Genomic DNA, 16,677 nt, shown 5'->3' on the forward strand with positions numbered 1-16,677 from the left:
GCTGCTGACAGGCCGTTAACTCGACAATCGTGAATACATAGACAATGACCTGAGAACACACATCTCTTAGGTCATTCATGAACAAAAAATTCTCCCAAAAAGCGCTATTACTCATCTTATTCTTGAGCGTTTTGTCCTCCCCTACCTTTGCTGATCCTTGGCATAAACACTTCGACAAACCGAGGAAAAAGCACAAACATCATAAGAAAGAAGTTCACATTGTACACCACTATGAGCCACATAGATTGCCGGACTCCGCCGTTATGCTAGCCATCGCAGGCGTTACCTATGCGTTGATTGATGGTCACTACTACAAAAAAGAGAAGCACAAATACATTATCGTAGAGAAGTCACCAAAGAGGCGTTATCGACTAGGGCAAATGGTGAAAAAGCTCCCTGAAGGGGCGACAGCAGTAAATAAAAGAGGACAACAGTACTTTGTTTCGAGAGGAAATTGGTTTCTTGCGGTGAGCAATGGTAAGTACGTTGTGGTTGAGCCGTAGCTCTTAAAGAAGGAGGACTTAGGCGATACTCACATGAACTGCTTTAGGGAGTATCGCTTACTTTTCAAATCCTTGAAAGGCTGGTTACATAACCCAAGTTAGGCTAAGTAACAAAACTACAGCTGAAGTCGCAAGGTACATAGTTAGGATAGTTGCGATCTCACCTAGAGTAGAAGTTGAAGATTTTGATGCTTTTTCTACTTCTGTAGTTTTCTCAGTGTCCAATGTTGATAGAAGTGCTGCGTTCATTTTCTCTACCTCATGTAATAACATTTCAAAAGACAGAGCGAATTTTACTCATTTCGTGACGAAGGTCAAATGTTTTAAGTAATTTAATTACAAATAATTTTATGAATTGTCGATTAGTTTATCTAATCCAATCCGGCTTAATCATCGCCACCTCGTTGGATGATTAAAAGCGTCGGGTTAGACTCGAAACAAACTGACGCTTTTTACTTCCATTCTGTCCATACTCCATAGAAAGAGACCAATCTCGATTGAAGTTATAGTTGGCACCCACTAGCCCTAACCACTTATCGATATTCTCTTGCTCAACCTTGTAATCAATAGACTCACTGGTTCCTGGGATAGGTTGTGATCCTGAAATGGTCAAACGGCTATCCAGATAGGTTGCCCCAGCATAAATGGCAATGGATTGAGTGCCTTTAAGTGGAATTTGCTTACCAACACGAGGGGAAATATTAAGAACAAACCCTTCAGCATCACTGCGACGCATATCCGCATAAGAGGCCGAAATTGGCACCGTAAAGAAGTAGTCTTTCCATCCTGAAGCTAGGATAGTACCAACAGTGTAGTTGGTACCACTTAGATCGGCGACTACGGGCACTGTAAGTGCCTTGTCTTCTACCCTGTTACAGATTGGCTTATTCACCAGCTTGGAACAATCTATACCTGCTTGATTGATAAAGTCGTTCCCATCAATAGTAAATTGAATATCGGCTTCACCACTGATTTTACCAACTGTTGCGAAGACATTCATAAACGGGAATACCCAAGCATCTAACTTTAACTGTGGAGTTTGTGTATGGCTGGTATTGTTATCAAACGACACGAAGTCAATCGGTACTTTGTTAGAACCTCGAAAGCCTACTTCTAAATCATTAAGCTGCATTTGTTGGAATGTATCGGCATAAATCACACTAATACCAAATGGCTTAGGCAAGCTAAATCCTTTATCAATAACATTCTGAGCATAGAAAGGTAGTGCTCGGTCCCACTTTTTAGGTGGTACATCGCTGGTAGGAACAGGCTCTTTATTTGGTACTCGATTTTCTCCAAGCCCTGTCTCTGTTAGGTCATAGTTGACCGAAACCGACACAACTTTGGCACTACCGACAGCGCCGCCACCTGAACTAGAAATAAGATAGATAGGTACGTCTTCGTCTCTACCAGCTAAACTCATACTGCTAAACTGGCCATCTTCACCTAAAAACCACTCTGCTCCGACTGAAGGTTCCCAAGATCCACTACGATATTCCTTTAATGTTGAAGCATCATTGAAGATGGCCAACGCTTGAGTCGTGCCCAGTGAAAGGCCAGCCCCCACTTCGTATCGATTAACGTCGATATAGGTGACTGAGCCATCTCGTTGGTCATAGATTGCACCAACTCCTGTACCACCACCTAAAACTGGGATCTTTACGTTAGACATAGAGACAGCAGCATAACCATCAGCATAAGCAAGTTGCTCAGGTAAGTCAGGGTAACGTTCACTGAGCTGGTTGATCAGCGTATCTGATGTGGCATTAATCTCTTCGCGGACCGCTTGGCGCTCTTCTGGAGGAATGGAAGAACTGCAACCTGCCAGTGTCAATAGACTCAATGCAACAATGTATGGATGTTTGCTGTGCATAGCGGACCCCAAGTCAAAAGGAGGGCAGCCTACTTTATTGTGCGCTACGTCTCATCATAAGACACCGATTCAATCAATTGTTAGCATATATTAATAGCTTTGATTCAATCCTGTAGCCGTTTAGCGGCTGAAACAAATCCTTCTCGAGCGTCTTCTATAATTGGAAAGCCATGTGCTGGTAGCAAAGCATCATAGTTCAACATCGCCTTCTCCATTAGCTCTTTGGTCGTTGGTTTAGCCATTTTCAACCATCCAGGGCCAAAGTTACTTGAAGAAATGAAACCCATTTTGGGCATCATCCACTTTGCAAACCAATTGAAATATTCATCAGGTCGGGACCAATTCTGCATACTGTCGCCAGATACCAAAATGCCTTTCCCCCTTTGCAGCAAAATCAAGCCTTCCTTTGGGGTACTGGTGGAAAACTCATGGTAGGACGCACCATGAATAGGAAGATCATCACTCGATTTTAGAATTCGATCAGCACGATAGTATTCTGCACTTTCTTCACTTGAAAACCCTCGTATATAAGGCGCATCCACTGACCATAAGGTTGCTCCAAACGTTTCTTTGTAAAAAGGGTCATCAAAACCATGGAAGGCCGCCAATCGAATAACGTGTTTGACGTCGCCTAACTCATCTAACTCAGCGATGCCTTTGTCACTCAATCTCACCGAGTTTATTAAAATAAGGTCTCCTCCTTGTCTAATCACAATCATATTTCGACTAAAGACGAGATTAAACGGTCCCCATTTAGGGTGTGGCGCTTTCATGGAAACAGACCCTGTGACTAAATAAATATTTTCTAGTACCTGAGTCAATTCACCATGGGGTAACGCTTCTGGGTAGTTCATTAGGTCACCTAAATGTACAAACTTGATTTGATTATAGACAACCTCCGACAAATCACTACGTTACGTGACATCAAGTCAATCGATAGATCTTTATAATTTCATAACCAGTCGGTATTAAACATTCAATATAGAGAATAGTAACTACCAATCAATGGAACGCGCTCTCATCAAGAAATATTAGTAGTACTGACGGTATTCAATGCTTCTCCGAGTCATTTCTTCACTGAACTGCTCGATTTTATATTCATTATAGATTGCCCAAATTACCAATAGGGATCATTGGCAACTAAACGCGAATACTCAAACTATGAATATTGTACCAAGACCGTTATTTTCAGTGCGAATGCTAGCCCCTAAATACTGGGGAATCTGGTGCGCCTTTGGATTTCTCGCTTTCATCGTCAACGTCCTTCCTTACTCCTTTTTGCGCGGACTAGGCACTGGAACTGGATTATTGGCGATGAAAATACTCAAGAAACGGTCCCAAGTTGCCGCCCAAAATCTAGCACTTTGTTTTCCTCATTACACAGCTCAACAACGCGATTTAATACTGAGAAACACCTTTAAACGCACTGGCATCGCCCTGTTTGAAACGGGTATGGCTTGGTTTTGGCCTGAATGGCGACTACGCAGAATCTCTTCCGTTGTCGACAGGGAAGTCCTTTTAGAACAAGAGGCGGCGGGGCGAGGAACCTTGGTAGTGTGCAGTCATCACCTAAATCTAGAAATGACCGCTTCAATATTCGGTCAGTTTGCTCAAGGTTTTGGCGTTTATCGACCTCATTCAAACCTGGTTTACGAGTTCGTCCAACATCGAGGTCGCACCCGAAGTGGCCATCAAATGATTGACCGAACAGATGTTAGAACCATGCTTAGAGCGCTTAAAAAGGGATGCCGACTCTGGTATTTACCAGACCATGATTATGGTCATCACAACTCAGTATTTGCACCGTTTTTCGCAGTGAAGCAAGCCGCTGTAACCGCTGGCCCTAGCGTCCTCATTGATGCCACAAACTGTGCCGTAATTTCAGGGGTTACTGTCGTACAAGACAATCATTATACGTTGCATATTGGCGAGGATTTGAGTGAGCAAATCCCAAGACGTGACCCTGAAACTGCAGCCAAGGTACTAAACAAGGAACTAGAAGGAATGATTGAGCGCGATATTCCCGGTTGGATGTGGCTGCACAAACGGTTTAAGACTCGTCCAGAAGGTGAGAGCAGTCTGTACTCTTCATGATCGATTCCCTAAGAAAACAATATCTAAAGTGAAAGGACATTTGTTGTATGTTTCGCCCCCTACTCCTACTATTAAGCATCGCCTTAACCTCACCAGTTAGGTCGATGGAGTATGAGACATTAAGTATCGATCAGCCAGCGATACACTATTCCGAGTTGGCGTTTCCAAATAACGATAACATCCAACCTAATCGCAGTGACTTCTCTGTCAATAACTATGTTCTCATGAGCAGCGAGTCAGGTGAGCGGTGGGCGGTCATTACTGTTACCAATACGTCCTCAGCTAAACGTACTATCAATCAAACACAGTTAGTTGCTATCTTGGCTAATGGCGAACGTATATTTGCTGAAGACTTCCATGAGTCAGTCAGTCCGAACAAAACCACTTCTCTCACTATTAACTTTGGTTGGAACAAATTTCCAATTTTATCGATCTATTCAAGACACTAAGCGTCAATTAGCCGCTTGCCTTTTCTAAAAATAAAAAACCAGTCAATACGACTGGTTTTTTTTAACTTTGAGCTCGTGCCCTACAACAAAAATTAAGCGGAGAGTTTCTCGCGCTCTTTAATGATGTTTTTTACCGGGTTCGCATAGCTATCAATTAAGAACGGGTGAGCACCCTCTGGTAAAGCATCCAATTTATCTTGAAGCGTCGCGCGAGTCGTTCCAGTGATAAACTCATCTTCCAAACCTGCAGCCAACTTATTGATTGGAAACAATGTGTAGTTTTCGTGAATCTGACGATCAATCTCTTCTGCAAGCGCTTCTGGCGTATCAAAATCTTGATCGATTACGTCACCAAACACAACGTGAACACTATCTTTACGGCCTACAATACCTTGAACGATACTCTCGATATCTTCAAATTCTCCTTTCTCGTAGTTACCATGCGTCGCTTTCTCGTAAAGCTCGTTAGCTTTCGCGATGTCACATGGATCGTTTTCATACGAAATCGAAACAGGAACAATCTTTAAAGAACGGATGTACTCAGCAAAAGGTATCTTTTGCTTACGCCCTTCTACGTGGAACATTTTAAGAATAGCCGGATCAGTAAAATCGTTACCATCTTTTGCTCGGCCTTCTTTTTGGGCGATCCAAATGGAATTGCCTGTGTCCAGTGAGTGCTTAATGTATGACGACAAAGTACCCAACGCCTTCATCATTTCACGAGGGCCTTTCAAGGAGCGCTTTACAATGAAGCTCTTGTTTAGACGCATCAGTTCTGTAGCGCAAGGCTTCTTCAACAGGTTGTCACCAATCGCGATACGAACTGTTCTATGGTTCCCTTCATGCAGACCATAGTTGACTAGAGCCGGATCCATCGCAATGTCTCGGTGATTGGAGACAAATAGATACGACGTATTTTTGTCTAGTTTGTCGAGACCTTTGTACACCACGCCTTTCGTCGTCGTATCCAAGGTTTGCTCTAGGTATTTTTTTACCTCTAGTTGAATAGCTTCAACGCTATCCAGTTTCGCCCACTTGAACTTTAAGTACACTTTTACCATTGGGCTCATAAGAGCTTTGAACCAAGGGGCATGATTTGAAAAGCGATGTTGCAAAATTGCATCTATAAACTCTGCATCATTAATCAAACGATCAATCGCTGCAGGAATCTCTTCGTCGTTGTACGGACGAATATCAATATATGGGTCGTTTTGTGTTGTCATGTTTGTTACATCAAATTAAAAGCTGCACTATTCTACGCTTAGTGTATAAAGACCGCAGCTAACTTAAGTCTATTTTTGTTAAGGTCAGACCACACTTTTGCATGATTGTTCAGCACAGCGCACATAAAAGTGCGATCTTTGGTTGGATTTGGGATTCACTCACGGTAATCTACGCGCAGTTTAACTACCAAAGATCATCATGAACCACGCCATAGACTTTCAATCCATCAGCTACGACTTGCTGACCATTACATCTCGTAAAAAGACACTACATAATCAGCTGTTCAGAGTTGAAAGTGGAAAGGTATTGTTGAAGCTTGGAAAAAATGAATATGTCTTTAACGCCGGTGATGCTTTTTGGCTGCCTATCGAGTGTTTGATGAGCTTAACCATCCTTCCAAACAGTCAACTAAGCTTGGTTAAATTATCGGTAAGACTTGCAGATCAGTTTCCTAAGAAAGCAGGCAAGGTTCATTTGAGCCCACTTTCTAAAGCACTGCTAGATAAACTACTTCATGAAAGCGATTTAGCGACCGTTAAAGACTTACTGCAAGTCGTGCGACGTGAGATTATTGAACTGCAACCTAAGCTCGCTCAAACGCCAGAATGCTTGGCGATAAGCAAATGGCAGCCTAAGAACGATAGTATTTCTGGTGAGTTATCACTTGTGCTATTGGTGAGAGAAGCTCGCAAACAACGATTGTCAGGTACGAAGTTAGACGTCATCTGTGACAATCTTTTTGCAGGAAATAGAGAACAATTGCAGCTGCTTTCTCTAAATCTACTAGGCAATACCGAACTAGACTAACCGATATTACCACCCACAAAATTTATGTTCATAAGACAGTAACCAAAACCGCGAATATTAACGACGTCAAACTCGGTTTTGGACTCCCTTAGAACATTACGGCATTTGTGAATCGTATGCGTTAAGTTATTATCCGTCACCGGACGTTGCCAAACATAGTCTTTGATGTTGTATTTCGAAACTATGTGGTTTTCTCCATAACGAGAAAAAACACATAAAGTACGAACTGTAAGCATCGACATATTGGTGAGGGAGTTCATCTCAACGACTTTTTCCTCATCAATTTTTAGTTTCAGCCCTAAATACATTTGAAGCTTATTTAGTTGCTCACACCCAGTGCAAGAACTCAAATCACACACATGTTCACATTTCACCGAAATATAACCTTAAGCTGACTATTAGCTACCATTTTTATCTTGGTTTTATGATAGCTAATAGTCGATATGCATATCATAGGAGTTATGCTACCTCGCTGTAAGAAAGCTCTCACAAGCATTCACTTTCGGTACAAGATCCATGATATTGGATACGTCAAATTTCTCTAACACTCGCTTTTTATAGGTTGAGACAGTTTTATCACTGATATTCAGTCGACGAGCTACCTCTTTATTTCTATGGCCTTCAGTAAGTAATTTAAGTACTGTTAATTCTCGGTCTGAGAGTTGAACTTCATTAACTTGCTCATGGTTCTGATGTTTTTTAAATGCATAGCCATTGGCCGCAGCCATTAGACAAGCTTCTAGGGTTTCGATTGAATCTAGACGAGATACGACGCCCATAATCCCCATAGTGTTAAATAGTCGCATGTAAGACATAGACGTATTCATACTATAAGCAATGGTATAAATATGAGGTCGTGATTCTGACAGAAAGGTCATCAACTCAGACGCAGCAGATAGGTCACTCATTGGATCAAACAGGATACAGTGCACCGATTTAGTTTGAGTGATGGTATGAACATCAGAATAATCTCGAAGACTATAGATGTTACCTGCGAATGACTGATTGGTAATAAGCTCGGTTAATGACTGACGTAATAATGGTTGGGGTTCGACAACAATAAAGTTGATAGAATTTTCTTGTAACATGACTACCTCGTAGATTAATTAACTTGAGTAATCCATTACCGAGGCGCCATAGTATTTAAATTTGTTTCACTGCGGGGAAAAGCTAGTTTTCCTAAAAAGAAATCACTTTAAGATATAGCTCGAGTTTTTGACTAGCATAAACACAGAACGCACATCGTATTTATCCAGAATTCGACGTTTGTAAGTACTAACCGTCTTCTCACTAATGTTCATCCTTCGGGCAATTTCTTTGTTTGTATGCCCATCCAGTAACAGTCGAAGCACAGCACTCTCACGAGTAGATAGCTTGATTGTTCCGCTGCCGTGAGAAGTGGTCGTATTAATTTGGCGAAAATAGGTGTAACCACTATTTACTGCTTTAATCGCATCAGCAACTCGAGAAACACTTTCTTTTTTGTCCAAGTAACCGGAAGCTCCTGCACTGACTGCTAAATCAGAACACAATTTTTCATCTTTACTCGAAATAACAATGACTTTACCATCAAAGCCAAACCGTTTTGCTTTGTGAAGTAAATCGAAACCATCATCATCACCCAACTCAATATCTAATACGAGGATATCAATCTTATTCTCAGCCAAAAAAGACAACGCTTTTTTGGCATTAAACGCTTGTTCAACAACAACATTTTCAAAGTTCTCTTCAATTACATTTTCGAGCGCCGCACACACTAGCGGATGATCATCAACGATCAAAATATTCATTCATTAAACCTCTATACTTTTGGGCTTGGTTTACCCAACAAAAAACCCTGACATATATCAAACCTTAGCTCTTGGGCTAATTGAAGCAGGTCATGATTTTCTACTCCTTCTGCCACCGTTTGGATATTCAGTTCTCGACAAACTGAGACTATATTTTTTATCAACGCGTACGTTTTTTCATTTTCATTTCCTGCCAACAAAAGCTGCCTAGATATCTTTAGCTCATGAAACGAAAGATTCGCTAGCTTTCTAAAAGTCGCATGGTCGTCACCAAAATCATCGATTGAGAACTTCACACCCACTAGAGATAACTTGTTGAATGCGTATAGAAATGCACTATCCAACAAGTAACTTCTCCCCTCCGTAATTTCGATAATGATTTTGTTAAAATCAAAACCAAACGATTCGACTAAATCAATGATGGAGCTCACCATTCCTGGATTAGAGAAAATATCCGGCGGTGCATTAATAGAAAACGTCACATCGACATTATTTGATTTCCAGTAACGAATCGCCTTCTCCAAACTGAGTAAAAAGAGTTGGCAATAGAAACTTGTTGGTAGGTCATCCGTTAAGAATCGTGCCGCGGGTATTGTGCCTTGAATAGGATGCTCGAAACGAGAAAGTACCTCATACCCAACGACTTGTTGTGAATCCAGCGCAACCTTTTTTTGGTAGTAATTCACTATCTGGTTTCGGTATAACGCCGTAAGTAACTCATGCAGTTGAAAGTCGTCATCGAGTCCATTAGGCCGGATACTTTCGCTCAACATCAGTGACTGCAGAGTCTCTTCTAACGTATCAATACAAAATGGCTTCTGTAGAAAGTTTACGTGCTTAAACCCTAACTGATTCGCCATTAGTACCACCGATTGAGAAAAACCTTGAGCAATAGAGCTGATCATCAAAATCGGGACAGATTTATCAATCGAAGCCAGTCTTTTTATGAAGTCTAGGCCATCACAAACAGGCATATCGACATCACAAATGATCAGTTCAAATGTCTCGGTTGCTAAGATTCTAGACGCAACTTCTCCATTTGCTGCGTGCTGTATCGTGTCGGCTCCTAGATCGTTTAAATAAACGCTGGTTACTTCTCTATCGATGTTACTATCGTCAATCAACAAAACGCTGTTATACATTACTACTTCCAACTTCTCTCAATTTATTTGATAGAACCTCGATCAAGACCTTTTTACCCTCAAGAATCTCCTCAATATTTCTCGATTCTAAACACTGACTCTCTAATTGCCCTGCCACATCGCCCACTTCAAACTCCCCTATTGAGTTAGCTCCACCCTTTATTTTATGAGCGACTTTTCTAATTATCTCTTCATCAACTGCCGACTTTAGAAGATATAAGTCGTTGGTCATTGTTTCTCTAAATACTTGGACCAATCGTTTTCTTTTATCATCAGATAACGTGGACATATAACTGGATATTTTCTGGTTTTTCCCAGATGAAGTTTTGTACTTCGCCTTGTTACTTGATATTACTTCGAATAGCCTTTTAACTTCGAAAGGCTTTAAAATAATGTCATCAAAATCGAGCATTTTTCTGCGCAATGACTTCGAATGCTCCGCAGTACAGCCGACGATAGGCTTGTACTTGAATGACGATAAATTCTCTCTCACCCATCTAACTAACGATATTCCATCCATCTTCGGCATGTGGACATCCGTAATCAACATATCGTAGTGCTCTCCATTTACTTGCAACTCCTTTTTTGCCTCAAGGCCATCTGACACAATCACCGCATTAATGCCCAACAGGTCCATTTGCTCACTCAACATATATTGGTTAATAGGATTATCTTCCGCGATTAATACCTTTAGCCCTGCCAAGTTGTTGACACCACCACTAGTAAAGCCTCGATTTTTGGTACCGATTTTCTCTTTACACTTGTAAAACAGATCTGGATAGAAAGGTTCAGTACTAATTTCCCAGATTCCGTACTTTTCGTTGAATCCCATTCCTAAACGTTTGTCATTGATCAGGATGTAGCTGTCTCTGTCATCTTTACTCTTCAATTCATCGATAGAGTCGATTATTTTTATGCATTTATCTTTTTCTTCGCATGAAGAGAACCAGTTACTAATATGGGTATTTTGTCCTGTGTAGTTAAAGCATATTTTCGTTTTCTTATACTCGTAACTTTTCAGTGGCAAAGAGATCATGACACTCGTGCCCTCACCCTCTGTTGAATTAATCGAGATATAGCCTGACATCAACGTGGTGAGCTTTTTAACGATCGCTAAGCCAAGACCTGTGCCGCCATATTTTCGCTCAATTGAATCATCTGCCTGACGAAATGGGTCGAATATCGATTCCAATTTATCTGGACTGATCCCGATACCCGTATCATCAACGATAATACTGATGTTCTGTTTAGTAGCTCGTACCGTTACTTTTATCTTTCCTTGTTCTGTAAACTTAACTGCATTAGAAAGGACGTTGTTGACTATCTGGCTAAGCCTTAAGGCATCCGTTAGGATAAATTCGATCTCACTACTATCCCATTGAGTTTCAAATACAAGACCCCTTTCTCTCGCTGAAGCTTCATGCAATCGAACCAAGTCCCCAAGAAGATCAGTATATGAAACAAACTCCTCGACTAAAGAAATGCCTTGGCTATCTAACTTACTGTAGTCAAGAATATCGTTAACCAATAATTGTAAGTTCTTTGCCGAGGACATAAGGCTTTTGAGCTTATAGTCATCAGCAATGTTTCGATTTTCATAAGACAACAATTCCAATAAACCAATCATTGATGCTATTGGCGTTCTTAGCTCATGACTCATTGTCGCCAGAAAACGCTCACGACTTTGCACAGCTTGCTCTGCAAGCCAGTGTGCTTTTTCAAGTGCCGAGCGCTGCTGGTACTCAGAGGTAACATCGTCAACTACCGTCAGCATTTTTTCACTGTTTGGTATCGTCCGCTTAGTCACGCGGATTTTGTCGATAAAACCAAATTCACATCGTTTTTTATATTGGGCATTTTTAAGATTGTGAATACTGTCTTCCTGTCCATCTATCTGTTGGTGAATGCCACAACCACCAGACTTTAGACATGAATCATAGTAAGGGCAGTTACACCCCTCTAAACCTTTGTCACTTTCTAGGAATATTAAGCTAGGAAGCTGGGAAATAATATTTTCCGTCCAAGACGGTATTTCATTACGGCCAGTGTCTAATTTCGAACGATTTCTTACCGAGAATACCAATACTGATAGTGCCGAAATTGCTAAACCCAGTGTAATAAGTAGGTACATTCTTACTTCCTCCCGGAGTGAGGACCTTAGACTAAGAAAGTCTTGCCCCAAGAAGCGAATGTAATTTGATTGGCTGAGTCCACTATCACTAGGTTTATCATCTATAGTTAAAGAAAAATCACCAAATGCATATCCTAATGATGGGATAAGACAGACAGCTATAAAAGCTATAGTCTTAAATGAACCGCATGGCTTTCGCATTACATAACGCCTACAAGAAATAATATTCCTTAATCTTATCTTGTTGTGCTAAATTTCGATGTAAGACTGGATGACTCGTCAAGTACGAAATATACTACATAACACTATGTTTTATTATTTGAGAACTCTTAACCTATGAAACAGGTGGAAAACCTTCAGTTACTATATACGCTACTTGAAGTATATTACACGCAGAGTTTATCCGAGGCGGGGCGAAAGCTTGGTAAAACGACGAGTTCTGTGAGTAAGGATATTTCTAAGCTCAGAGAGCAATTAGATGATCCTCTTTTTGTACGCTCGAATAATCGGATGCTTCCTACCGAATATGTCAAAAATATTGCTCCCGAGATAGAGCAAATGCTAAGTGACATACGTCACACTTTAACGTCTAGAAATACTATTTCAAATGAAAATTATCGTAAACCTATAAAAGTAGCTATTACACACATACTAATGGAGCTATATGGTGACGAGATATCACTGCAGTTGTCAAAACAATTCCCCAGTGCAAAGATCGAACTAATGACATGGGATTCTCAAACAAATCAACACCTTCAAGATGAGAAAATAGATTTTGGCATTCACTTGAATCTTGTTTACCACCCGGGAAAAATCCGATACAAGCGCATTACTGCAACTAAACTGGTTGTGATTTGTCCTCGAGAAGATACTAACAAACCTTTGGAGCAACTATCACAAGAACGTGAATTTATGTTTCTTCGACTCAAAGACTGGAATGATGTTGAGTCCAACTTTTTCGATATAGCAGAAAAGAATGGTATTCCAATAAAACATTCTTTCGTCGTAGATAATTTAAGTACTGCGATGAAATTAGTTAACCAACAGAAGCTGTGTTTTATAGTACCAAAAATCATCGCCGACTATTACCGTTCACCACATATATTATGGCAACTTCCTACAAGAGGTATAATCATTGGCCTCTACCATCATGCTCAACAGAATGAAATGTTAACCAATATTTTTTATGACAGCATATCACAGATTCTTAAGTCTCCTCCTGCCACTTGTAGTTTGTTTGATAGTATTTATGAGTAGTATAAGAGTAACGTCATTGAATTTTCTTTAGCGTGTGTCCAAAAGGAAGCTATTGGTAAAAACTCTCTGATATAAACCACACTATTTCTTATCTATTCTAAAGTAAACTCTCCGAGTTTCAATCAATTATACATCCCCAAAAAACACTGCACACAGTTATCTGACACCTGTGTGAGAATAATACTACACCCAGACACGTCAATTCTCATTAATATCTTTAAACCGTTAAGTAAAATAGAACATGCCTTTGTTATGGGAGGCAGAAAACTATATCAGTGTTATTAGGTATTATTGTAAATTTCAAATTCCAAAAGGATATATCGAATGAAAAAAAGTGTTCTGATTAAAAGTGTTTTAGCTAGCAGCATATTACTAGTTAGTGCAGGTTCTTACGCCGCTGATGGCACTATTACTTTCAACGGTAAAGTAACTGCTGCTTCATGTACCGTTACTGGTGGTGCAACCGGTGGTGGTAGCGCATCTACTAATCTAAACGTGACACTACCGAGCATTACTACAGGAAGTATTGGCACAACTAAAGGTGACTTAGCTGGTATGACAGCATTTACCATCACGCTAACCGATTGTAAGAGCCAATCAACCACAGCTGAAAAAATGCGTGTTGCTTTTTCCGGTGTTGGTGACCCAGCAAACCAATACGTACTAAAAAACACAGCTAGCACTACTCCTGCTGGTGGTGTGGGTATCCAACTACTCAAGGAAGATGGCGTTAGCATCATCGACATTAACGGTGGTAGCAATAAAGCTGACGAAACAACGCTTCCAACAAGTGCAGAAACTGCAGAATCTTACATCCTCAATTTCAACGCAGCTTATGTCAATGTAAGTGGCTCTGCACCTACTGCAGGTACCGTAACTTCAGTCGCAAACTACACCATCGAATATAACTAAAGCTTACGCGTTCGCATACCACCCGGAGTCAGTTCCTCTTCGGAGCTGACTCCCTGATTTCTGTCGGTACAGCATGAAGAATCATCAATTTTTAAGCTTCATCCCACTATTGTTTTCATATCAAGTATTCGGTTCAGACTTCGACTTGAGCTTTATGAATAGCGATATTTCTGGTGAAAAACTTGATACACGCTGGTTTGAACAAGCTATTGCACCTGGTGAGCACATGATCGATGTTGAGCTCAATGGGCTTAGTTCTCAACGTATGCTTGTCGAGTTCAAACAATCTGCTGCCAACGATATCCAACCTTGTCTTTCGAAAATTCAACTGCTGGATTTAAATATTAAACTGCCGGAAGTTGGAAAAAGCTGCTATACCCTCACAGACATCAGCCCGATGGCGACGGCTAACTATATTTCTTCACAATCGCTGCTCGTGCTTACTGTACCCGACATTAACATCGAGAAGAAAGACGGTAAATTGAAGACACCTCCATCTAAATGGGATCAGGGTGTCAACAGCGTTAAGCTGAATTACAACTCTTATATTAGCGGAACAAGCAATTCATCCGCCGTTAATGGCTACCTCGGTGTTCAAGGGTTGGCAACATTTGGCATGTGGCGACTCAAAGGCGGCGGTAACCTCTATAAGAATGGCGATGCATTTAGCTCGAACTTGAGTGATTTCTTTGTATATAGAGATATAGATAGCATTACTTCTAGAGCCAATTTCGGTGAAATTCGTTCAAGCAACATCTCCGCAATTAACGGCTCACTACCACTAACGGGCCTTAGTCTTGCTAAAGCAACCGGAATGTATAAATCTCACTGGAATAATTACGTTCCCGTTCTTAAAGATGTCGCCTTAAGTTCGGCCAAAGTTACCGTGCTCCAAAACGGACTCGTACTATACAGTCGCGTTGTGCCACCTGGTGAGTTTGAAATTGATGATCTTGACGTTTCAAGTACAGGTGCCGATTTAGAGCTCGTCATCGAAGAAAGTAACGGTCAAATTCGACGCAGAACTATTCCATTTACTAAGCTACCATCCCTACTTCGTGAGGGCAGCTTTAATTACTCCGTCTCAGCAGGTCAATACCGCAATTCGAACTCTTCTGTTCAGCCAGCGGTATTAACAGGCGGTCTAGAGTATGGACTGGGCGTGATTACGCCTAAATTCTCATCATTACTTTCCGAGCAATATTATTACGGCGAACTGGGCGTGACCTATGACTTAGGCCAATTTGGAGCTATGTCTTTTGAAAGTGGCGCAACACGTTATACGAGTTTTGAGGATAACCAACAACACAGCGGATTTATCTTAAAGAGCTTGTATGCGAAACAATTCTACCGTTCAGCAACCAGTTTACAGTTGGTTGGTTATCAATACCGATCGCCCGATTTTCTAAGCTTCGAAGAGTTTGTCTCTACAGCAAGTGACATGGACAGTAATGAACAGACTCGACTTGGACTGCGTAACCGATTTGAGGTATCGGTGAACCAACCCATTAGTGAAGCAACATTGTACTTATCATATAAGTATGACACCTACCACAATTCATCCTTGAGTGGCACATCACTGTACTCATCTTTGAATTTTAATCTTGGTCGTGTTTCCGTTGGTATGAATTACACGATTAGTGACACTGTGCAAACCAATTATGGTGTGACTAGTGATAAGAGAATTGGTTTATCTCTATCGTTACCATTTGGGGAAAACAACGACTCTAGTGTGGTGTTCTCATCAACACACGAGCAAAACACTGGTGCACTTAATAATCAGTTGTCGTACAACGGTAGAACCGGAAATTACGACTACAGCACGACAGTCAGTCAAACCTCAAATGATACAAAAACTGGCAATACTTCCGTCTCGGCCATGGTAAGAAACTCGACACCTTACGGTCAGTTTTCTGCAAATGTCGAATCTAATGGAGAGACAACGTCAGGGAGTCTCAGCGCCAACGGTGGTTTACTCATCTATGACGGGGGAATTGTTGCAGCTCAGTATCTAGGGGAAACCACCGCAGTTGTAAAGGTGGATGATGCGGAGAATCTGATTGTTAATCACAACCCAACACTCAGGACAAACAAGGACGGTATTGCTGTTATTCCTTACTCAAATGATTACGGCTCTAATAAAGTCTACATCAATGCAGAAGAGAACTCAGACGTTCAATTAGTGGAGTTCAGCAAAAACTACGTTCCAAGACGAGGCTCTACGGTCCTTATAGATCTGAAAGCTCGTGTAGGTAAACGTGTACTGGTGAAACTTAATACAGACGCAAACCTATTTGGAGAACCTGTTGTTTCACTCGATAACCAATCAGATGAGATGTCATTTGTTGGTACTGACAATATTGTTTATCTGTCAGGGATTAAACCTGACCAATCAGCAACTTTTGTTGTTGGTTCTGGTCTTTGTGAATTTTCAATCAGTGTAAGTCCTGACTCTAAAAGTTTGCAGGACATCGTTGAGCGAAGCTGTAATTAGG

Annotated in this window: 16 protein-coding genes; 7 read left to right on the plus strand and 9 right to left on the minus strand. The window is 41.0% G+C overall.

Features of this window, described 5'->3' with window-relative positions:
- The first annotated feature begins 77 nt into the window (after positions 1 to 77).
- A complete protein-coding gene (locus tag OH456_RS09785; RefSeq protein ID WP_006074647.1) occupies positions 78 to 503 on the plus strand; it encodes a DUF6515 family protein in 426 nt (141 codons plus the stop codon).
- Between the two features lie 84 nt (positions 504 to 587).
- Here the strand turns inward: OH456_RS09785 and OH456_RS09790 are convergent, their stop codons facing one another.
- From OH456_RS09790 to OH456_RS09800, 3 genes are all read right to left on the minus strand, one after another.
- A complete protein-coding gene (locus tag OH456_RS09790; RefSeq protein ID WP_156020246.1) occupies positions 588 to 752 on the minus strand; it encodes a hypothetical protein in 165 nt (54 codons plus the stop codon).
- Between the two features lie 163 nt (positions 753 to 915).
- A complete protein-coding gene (locus tag OH456_RS09795) occupies positions 916 to 2,376 on the minus strand; it encodes a hypothetical protein (RefSeq protein WP_270033371.1) in 1,461 nt (486 codons plus the stop codon).
- A 104-nt stretch (positions 2,377 to 2,480) separates the two neighbouring features.
- Positions 2,481 to 3,230 carry a hypothetical protein gene (locus OH456_RS09800; RefSeq protein WP_124941382.1) on the minus strand — a complete coding sequence of 250 codons (750 nt, stop codon included), beginning with the start codon at positions 3,228 to 3,230 and terminating at the stop codon, positions 2,481 to 2,483.
- Positions 3,231 to 3,537: 307 nt separating this feature from the next.
- Here OH456_RS09800 and lpxL point away from each other — a divergent pair, with 307 nt between their 5' ends.
- On the plus strand, positions 3,538 to 4,470 hold the full coding sequence (lpxL, locus tag OH456_RS09805; protein WP_270033372.1) for an LpxL/LpxP family Kdo(2)-lipid IV(A) lauroyl/palmitoleoyl acyltransferase: 933 nt from the start codon (positions 3,538 to 3,540) through the stop codon (positions 4,468 to 4,470).
- 47 nt (positions 4,471 to 4,517) lie between these two features.
- Complete coding sequence (locus OH456_RS09810) at positions 4,518 to 4,919, plus strand: hypothetical protein (RefSeq protein ID WP_038222205.1); 402 nt, start codon at positions 4,518 to 4,520, stop codon at positions 4,917 to 4,919.
- A 92-nt stretch (positions 4,920 to 5,011) separates the two neighbouring features.
- On the opposite strand, the gene OH456_RS09815 is transcribed toward OH456_RS09810, so the two are convergent.
- The gene (locus OH456_RS09815; protein WP_006070949.1) at positions 5,012 to 6,142 is read right to left on the minus strand and encodes a 1-acyl-sn-glycerol-3-phosphate acyltransferase; all 1,131 of its coding nucleotides are present in this window, start codon (positions 6,140 to 6,142) and stop codon (positions 5,012 to 5,014) included.
- Positions 6,143 to 6,341: 199 nt separating this feature from the next.
- Here OH456_RS09815 and OH456_RS09820 point away from each other — a divergent pair, with 199 nt between their 5' ends.
- Entirely contained in the window at positions 6,342 to 6,950 is a 609-nt protein-coding gene (locus OH456_RS09820) for an AraC family transcriptional regulator (protein ID WP_270033373.1), read from the plus strand.
- Here OH456_RS09820 and OH456_RS09825 read toward each other — a convergent pair.
- From OH456_RS09825 to OH456_RS09845, 5 genes are all read right to left on the minus strand, one after another.
- Positions 6,947 to 7,324: a helix-turn-helix domain-containing protein gene (locus OH456_RS09825; RefSeq protein WP_236111727.1), complete on the minus strand. Its 378-nt coding sequence runs from the start codon at positions 7,322 to 7,324 to the stop codon at positions 6,947 to 6,949. The two genes, OH456_RS09820 and OH456_RS09825, sit on opposite strands and share 4 nt — an antisense overlap.
- Before the next feature lie 90 nt (positions 7,325 to 7,414).
- Positions 7,415 to 8,038, minus strand: coding sequence for a response regulator transcription factor (locus OH456_RS09830; protein WP_006070943.1), 624 nt, complete (start codon positions 8,036 to 8,038; stop codon positions 7,415 to 7,417).
- Between the two features lie 102 nt (positions 8,039 to 8,140).
- A complete protein-coding gene (locus tag OH456_RS09835) occupies positions 8,141 to 8,740 on the minus strand; it encodes a response regulator transcription factor (protein ID WP_124941386.1) in 600 nt (199 codons plus the stop codon).
- An 11-nt stretch (positions 8,741 to 8,751) separates the two neighbouring features.
- Positions 8,752 to 9,882 carry an EAL domain-containing response regulator gene (locus OH456_RS09840; RefSeq protein ID WP_006070941.1) on the minus strand — a complete coding sequence of 377 codons (1,131 nt, stop codon included), beginning with the start codon at positions 9,880 to 9,882 and terminating at the stop codon, positions 8,752 to 8,754.
- On the minus strand, positions 9,875 to 12,013 hold the full coding sequence (locus OH456_RS09845) for an ATP-binding protein (protein WP_270033374.1): 2,139 nt from the start codon (positions 12,011 to 12,013) through the stop codon (positions 9,875 to 9,877). Before OH456_RS09845 ends, OH456_RS09840 begins: the two co-directional genes overlap by 8 nt.
- Positions 12,014 to 12,349: 336 nt before the next feature.
- On the opposite strand from OH456_RS09845, the gene OH456_RS09850 reads away from it, so the two are divergent.
- From OH456_RS09850 to OH456_RS09860, 3 genes are all read left to right on the plus strand, one after another.
- Positions 12,350 to 13,270, plus strand: a complete 921-nt coding sequence (locus OH456_RS09850) for a LysR family transcriptional regulator (protein ID WP_124941388.1) — start codon at positions 12,350 to 12,352, stop codon at positions 13,268 to 13,270.
- A 324-nt stretch (positions 13,271 to 13,594) separates the two neighbouring features.
- The gene (locus tag OH456_RS09855) at positions 13,595 to 14,182 is read left to right on the plus strand and encodes a fimbrial protein (protein WP_006070936.1); all 588 of its coding nucleotides are present in this window, start codon (positions 13,595 to 13,597) and stop codon (positions 14,180 to 14,182) included.
- A gap of 73 nt (positions 14,183 to 14,255) precedes the next feature.
- Entirely contained in the window at positions 14,256 to 16,676 is a 2,421-nt protein-coding gene (locus OH456_RS09860) for a fimbria/pilus outer membrane usher protein (RefSeq protein ID WP_270033375.1), read from the plus strand.
- The last annotated feature ends 1 nt before the right edge of the window (position 16,677 follow it).

The sequence above is a fragment of the Vibrio sp. La 4.2.2 genome (assembly GCF_027586995.1).
GTDB classification, from domain to species: Bacteria; Pseudomonadota; Gammaproteobacteria; order Enterobacterales; family Vibrionaceae; genus Vibrio; species Vibrio mediterranei.

What these genes read in the sequence shown, in the direction of transcription:
- OH456_RS09845 (WP_270033374.1), bottom strand. Translation starts at nt 12,013, where the DNA reads ATGTACCTACTTATTACACTGGGTTTAGCAATTTCGGCACTATCAGTA.
- OH456_RS09855 (WP_006070936.1), top strand. Translation starts at nt 13,595, where the DNA reads ATGAAAAAAAGTGTTCTGATTAAAAGTGTTTTAGCTAGCAGCATATTA.
- OH456_RS09815 (WP_006070949.1), bottom strand. Translation starts at nt 6,142, where the DNA reads ATGACAACACAAAACGACCCATATATTGATATTCGTCCGTACAACGAC.
- OH456_RS09795 (WP_270033371.1), bottom strand. Translation starts at nt 2,376, where the DNA reads ATGCACAGCAAACATCCATACATTGTTGCATTGAGTCTATTGACACTG.
- OH456_RS09800 (WP_124941382.1), bottom strand. Translation starts at nt 3,230, where the DNA reads ATGAACTACCCAGAAGCGTTACCCCATGGTGAATTGACTCAGGTACTA.
- OH456_RS09820 (WP_270033373.1), top strand. Translation starts at nt 6,342, where the DNA reads ATGAACCACGCCATAGACTTTCAATCCATCAGCTACGACTTGCTGACC.
- OH456_RS09840 (WP_006070941.1), bottom strand. Translation starts at nt 9,882, where the DNA reads ATGTATAACAGCGTTTTGTTGATTGACGATAGTAACATCGATAGAGAA.
- OH456_RS09835 (WP_124941386.1), bottom strand. Translation starts at nt 8,740, where the DNA reads ATGAATATTTTGATCGTTGATGATCATCCGCTAGTGTGTGCGGCGCTC.
- OH456_RS09790 (WP_156020246.1), bottom strand. Translation starts at nt 752, where the DNA reads ATGAACGCAGCACTTCTATCAACATTGGACACTGAGAAAACTACAGAA.
- OH456_RS09830 (WP_006070943.1), bottom strand. Translation starts at nt 8,038, where the DNA reads ATGTTACAAGAAAATTCTATCAACTTTATTGTTGTCGAACCCCAACCA.
- lpxL (WP_270033372.1), top strand. Translation starts at nt 3,538, where the DNA reads ATGAATATTGTACCAAGACCGTTATTTTCAGTGCGAATGCTAGCCCCT.
- OH456_RS09850 (WP_124941388.1), top strand. Translation starts at nt 12,350, where the DNA reads ATGAAACAGGTGGAAAACCTTCAGTTACTATATACGCTACTTGAAGTA.
- OH456_RS09810 (WP_038222205.1), top strand. Translation starts at nt 4,518, where the DNA reads ATGTTTCGCCCCCTACTCCTACTATTAAGCATCGCCTTAACCTCACCA.
- OH456_RS09860 (WP_270033375.1), top strand. Translation starts at nt 14,256, where the DNA reads ATGAAGAATCATCAATTTTTAAGCTTCATCCCACTATTGTTTTCATAT.
- OH456_RS09785 (WP_006074647.1), top strand. Translation starts at nt 78, where the DNA reads ATGAACAAAAAATTCTCCCAAAAAGCGCTATTACTCATCTTATTCTTG.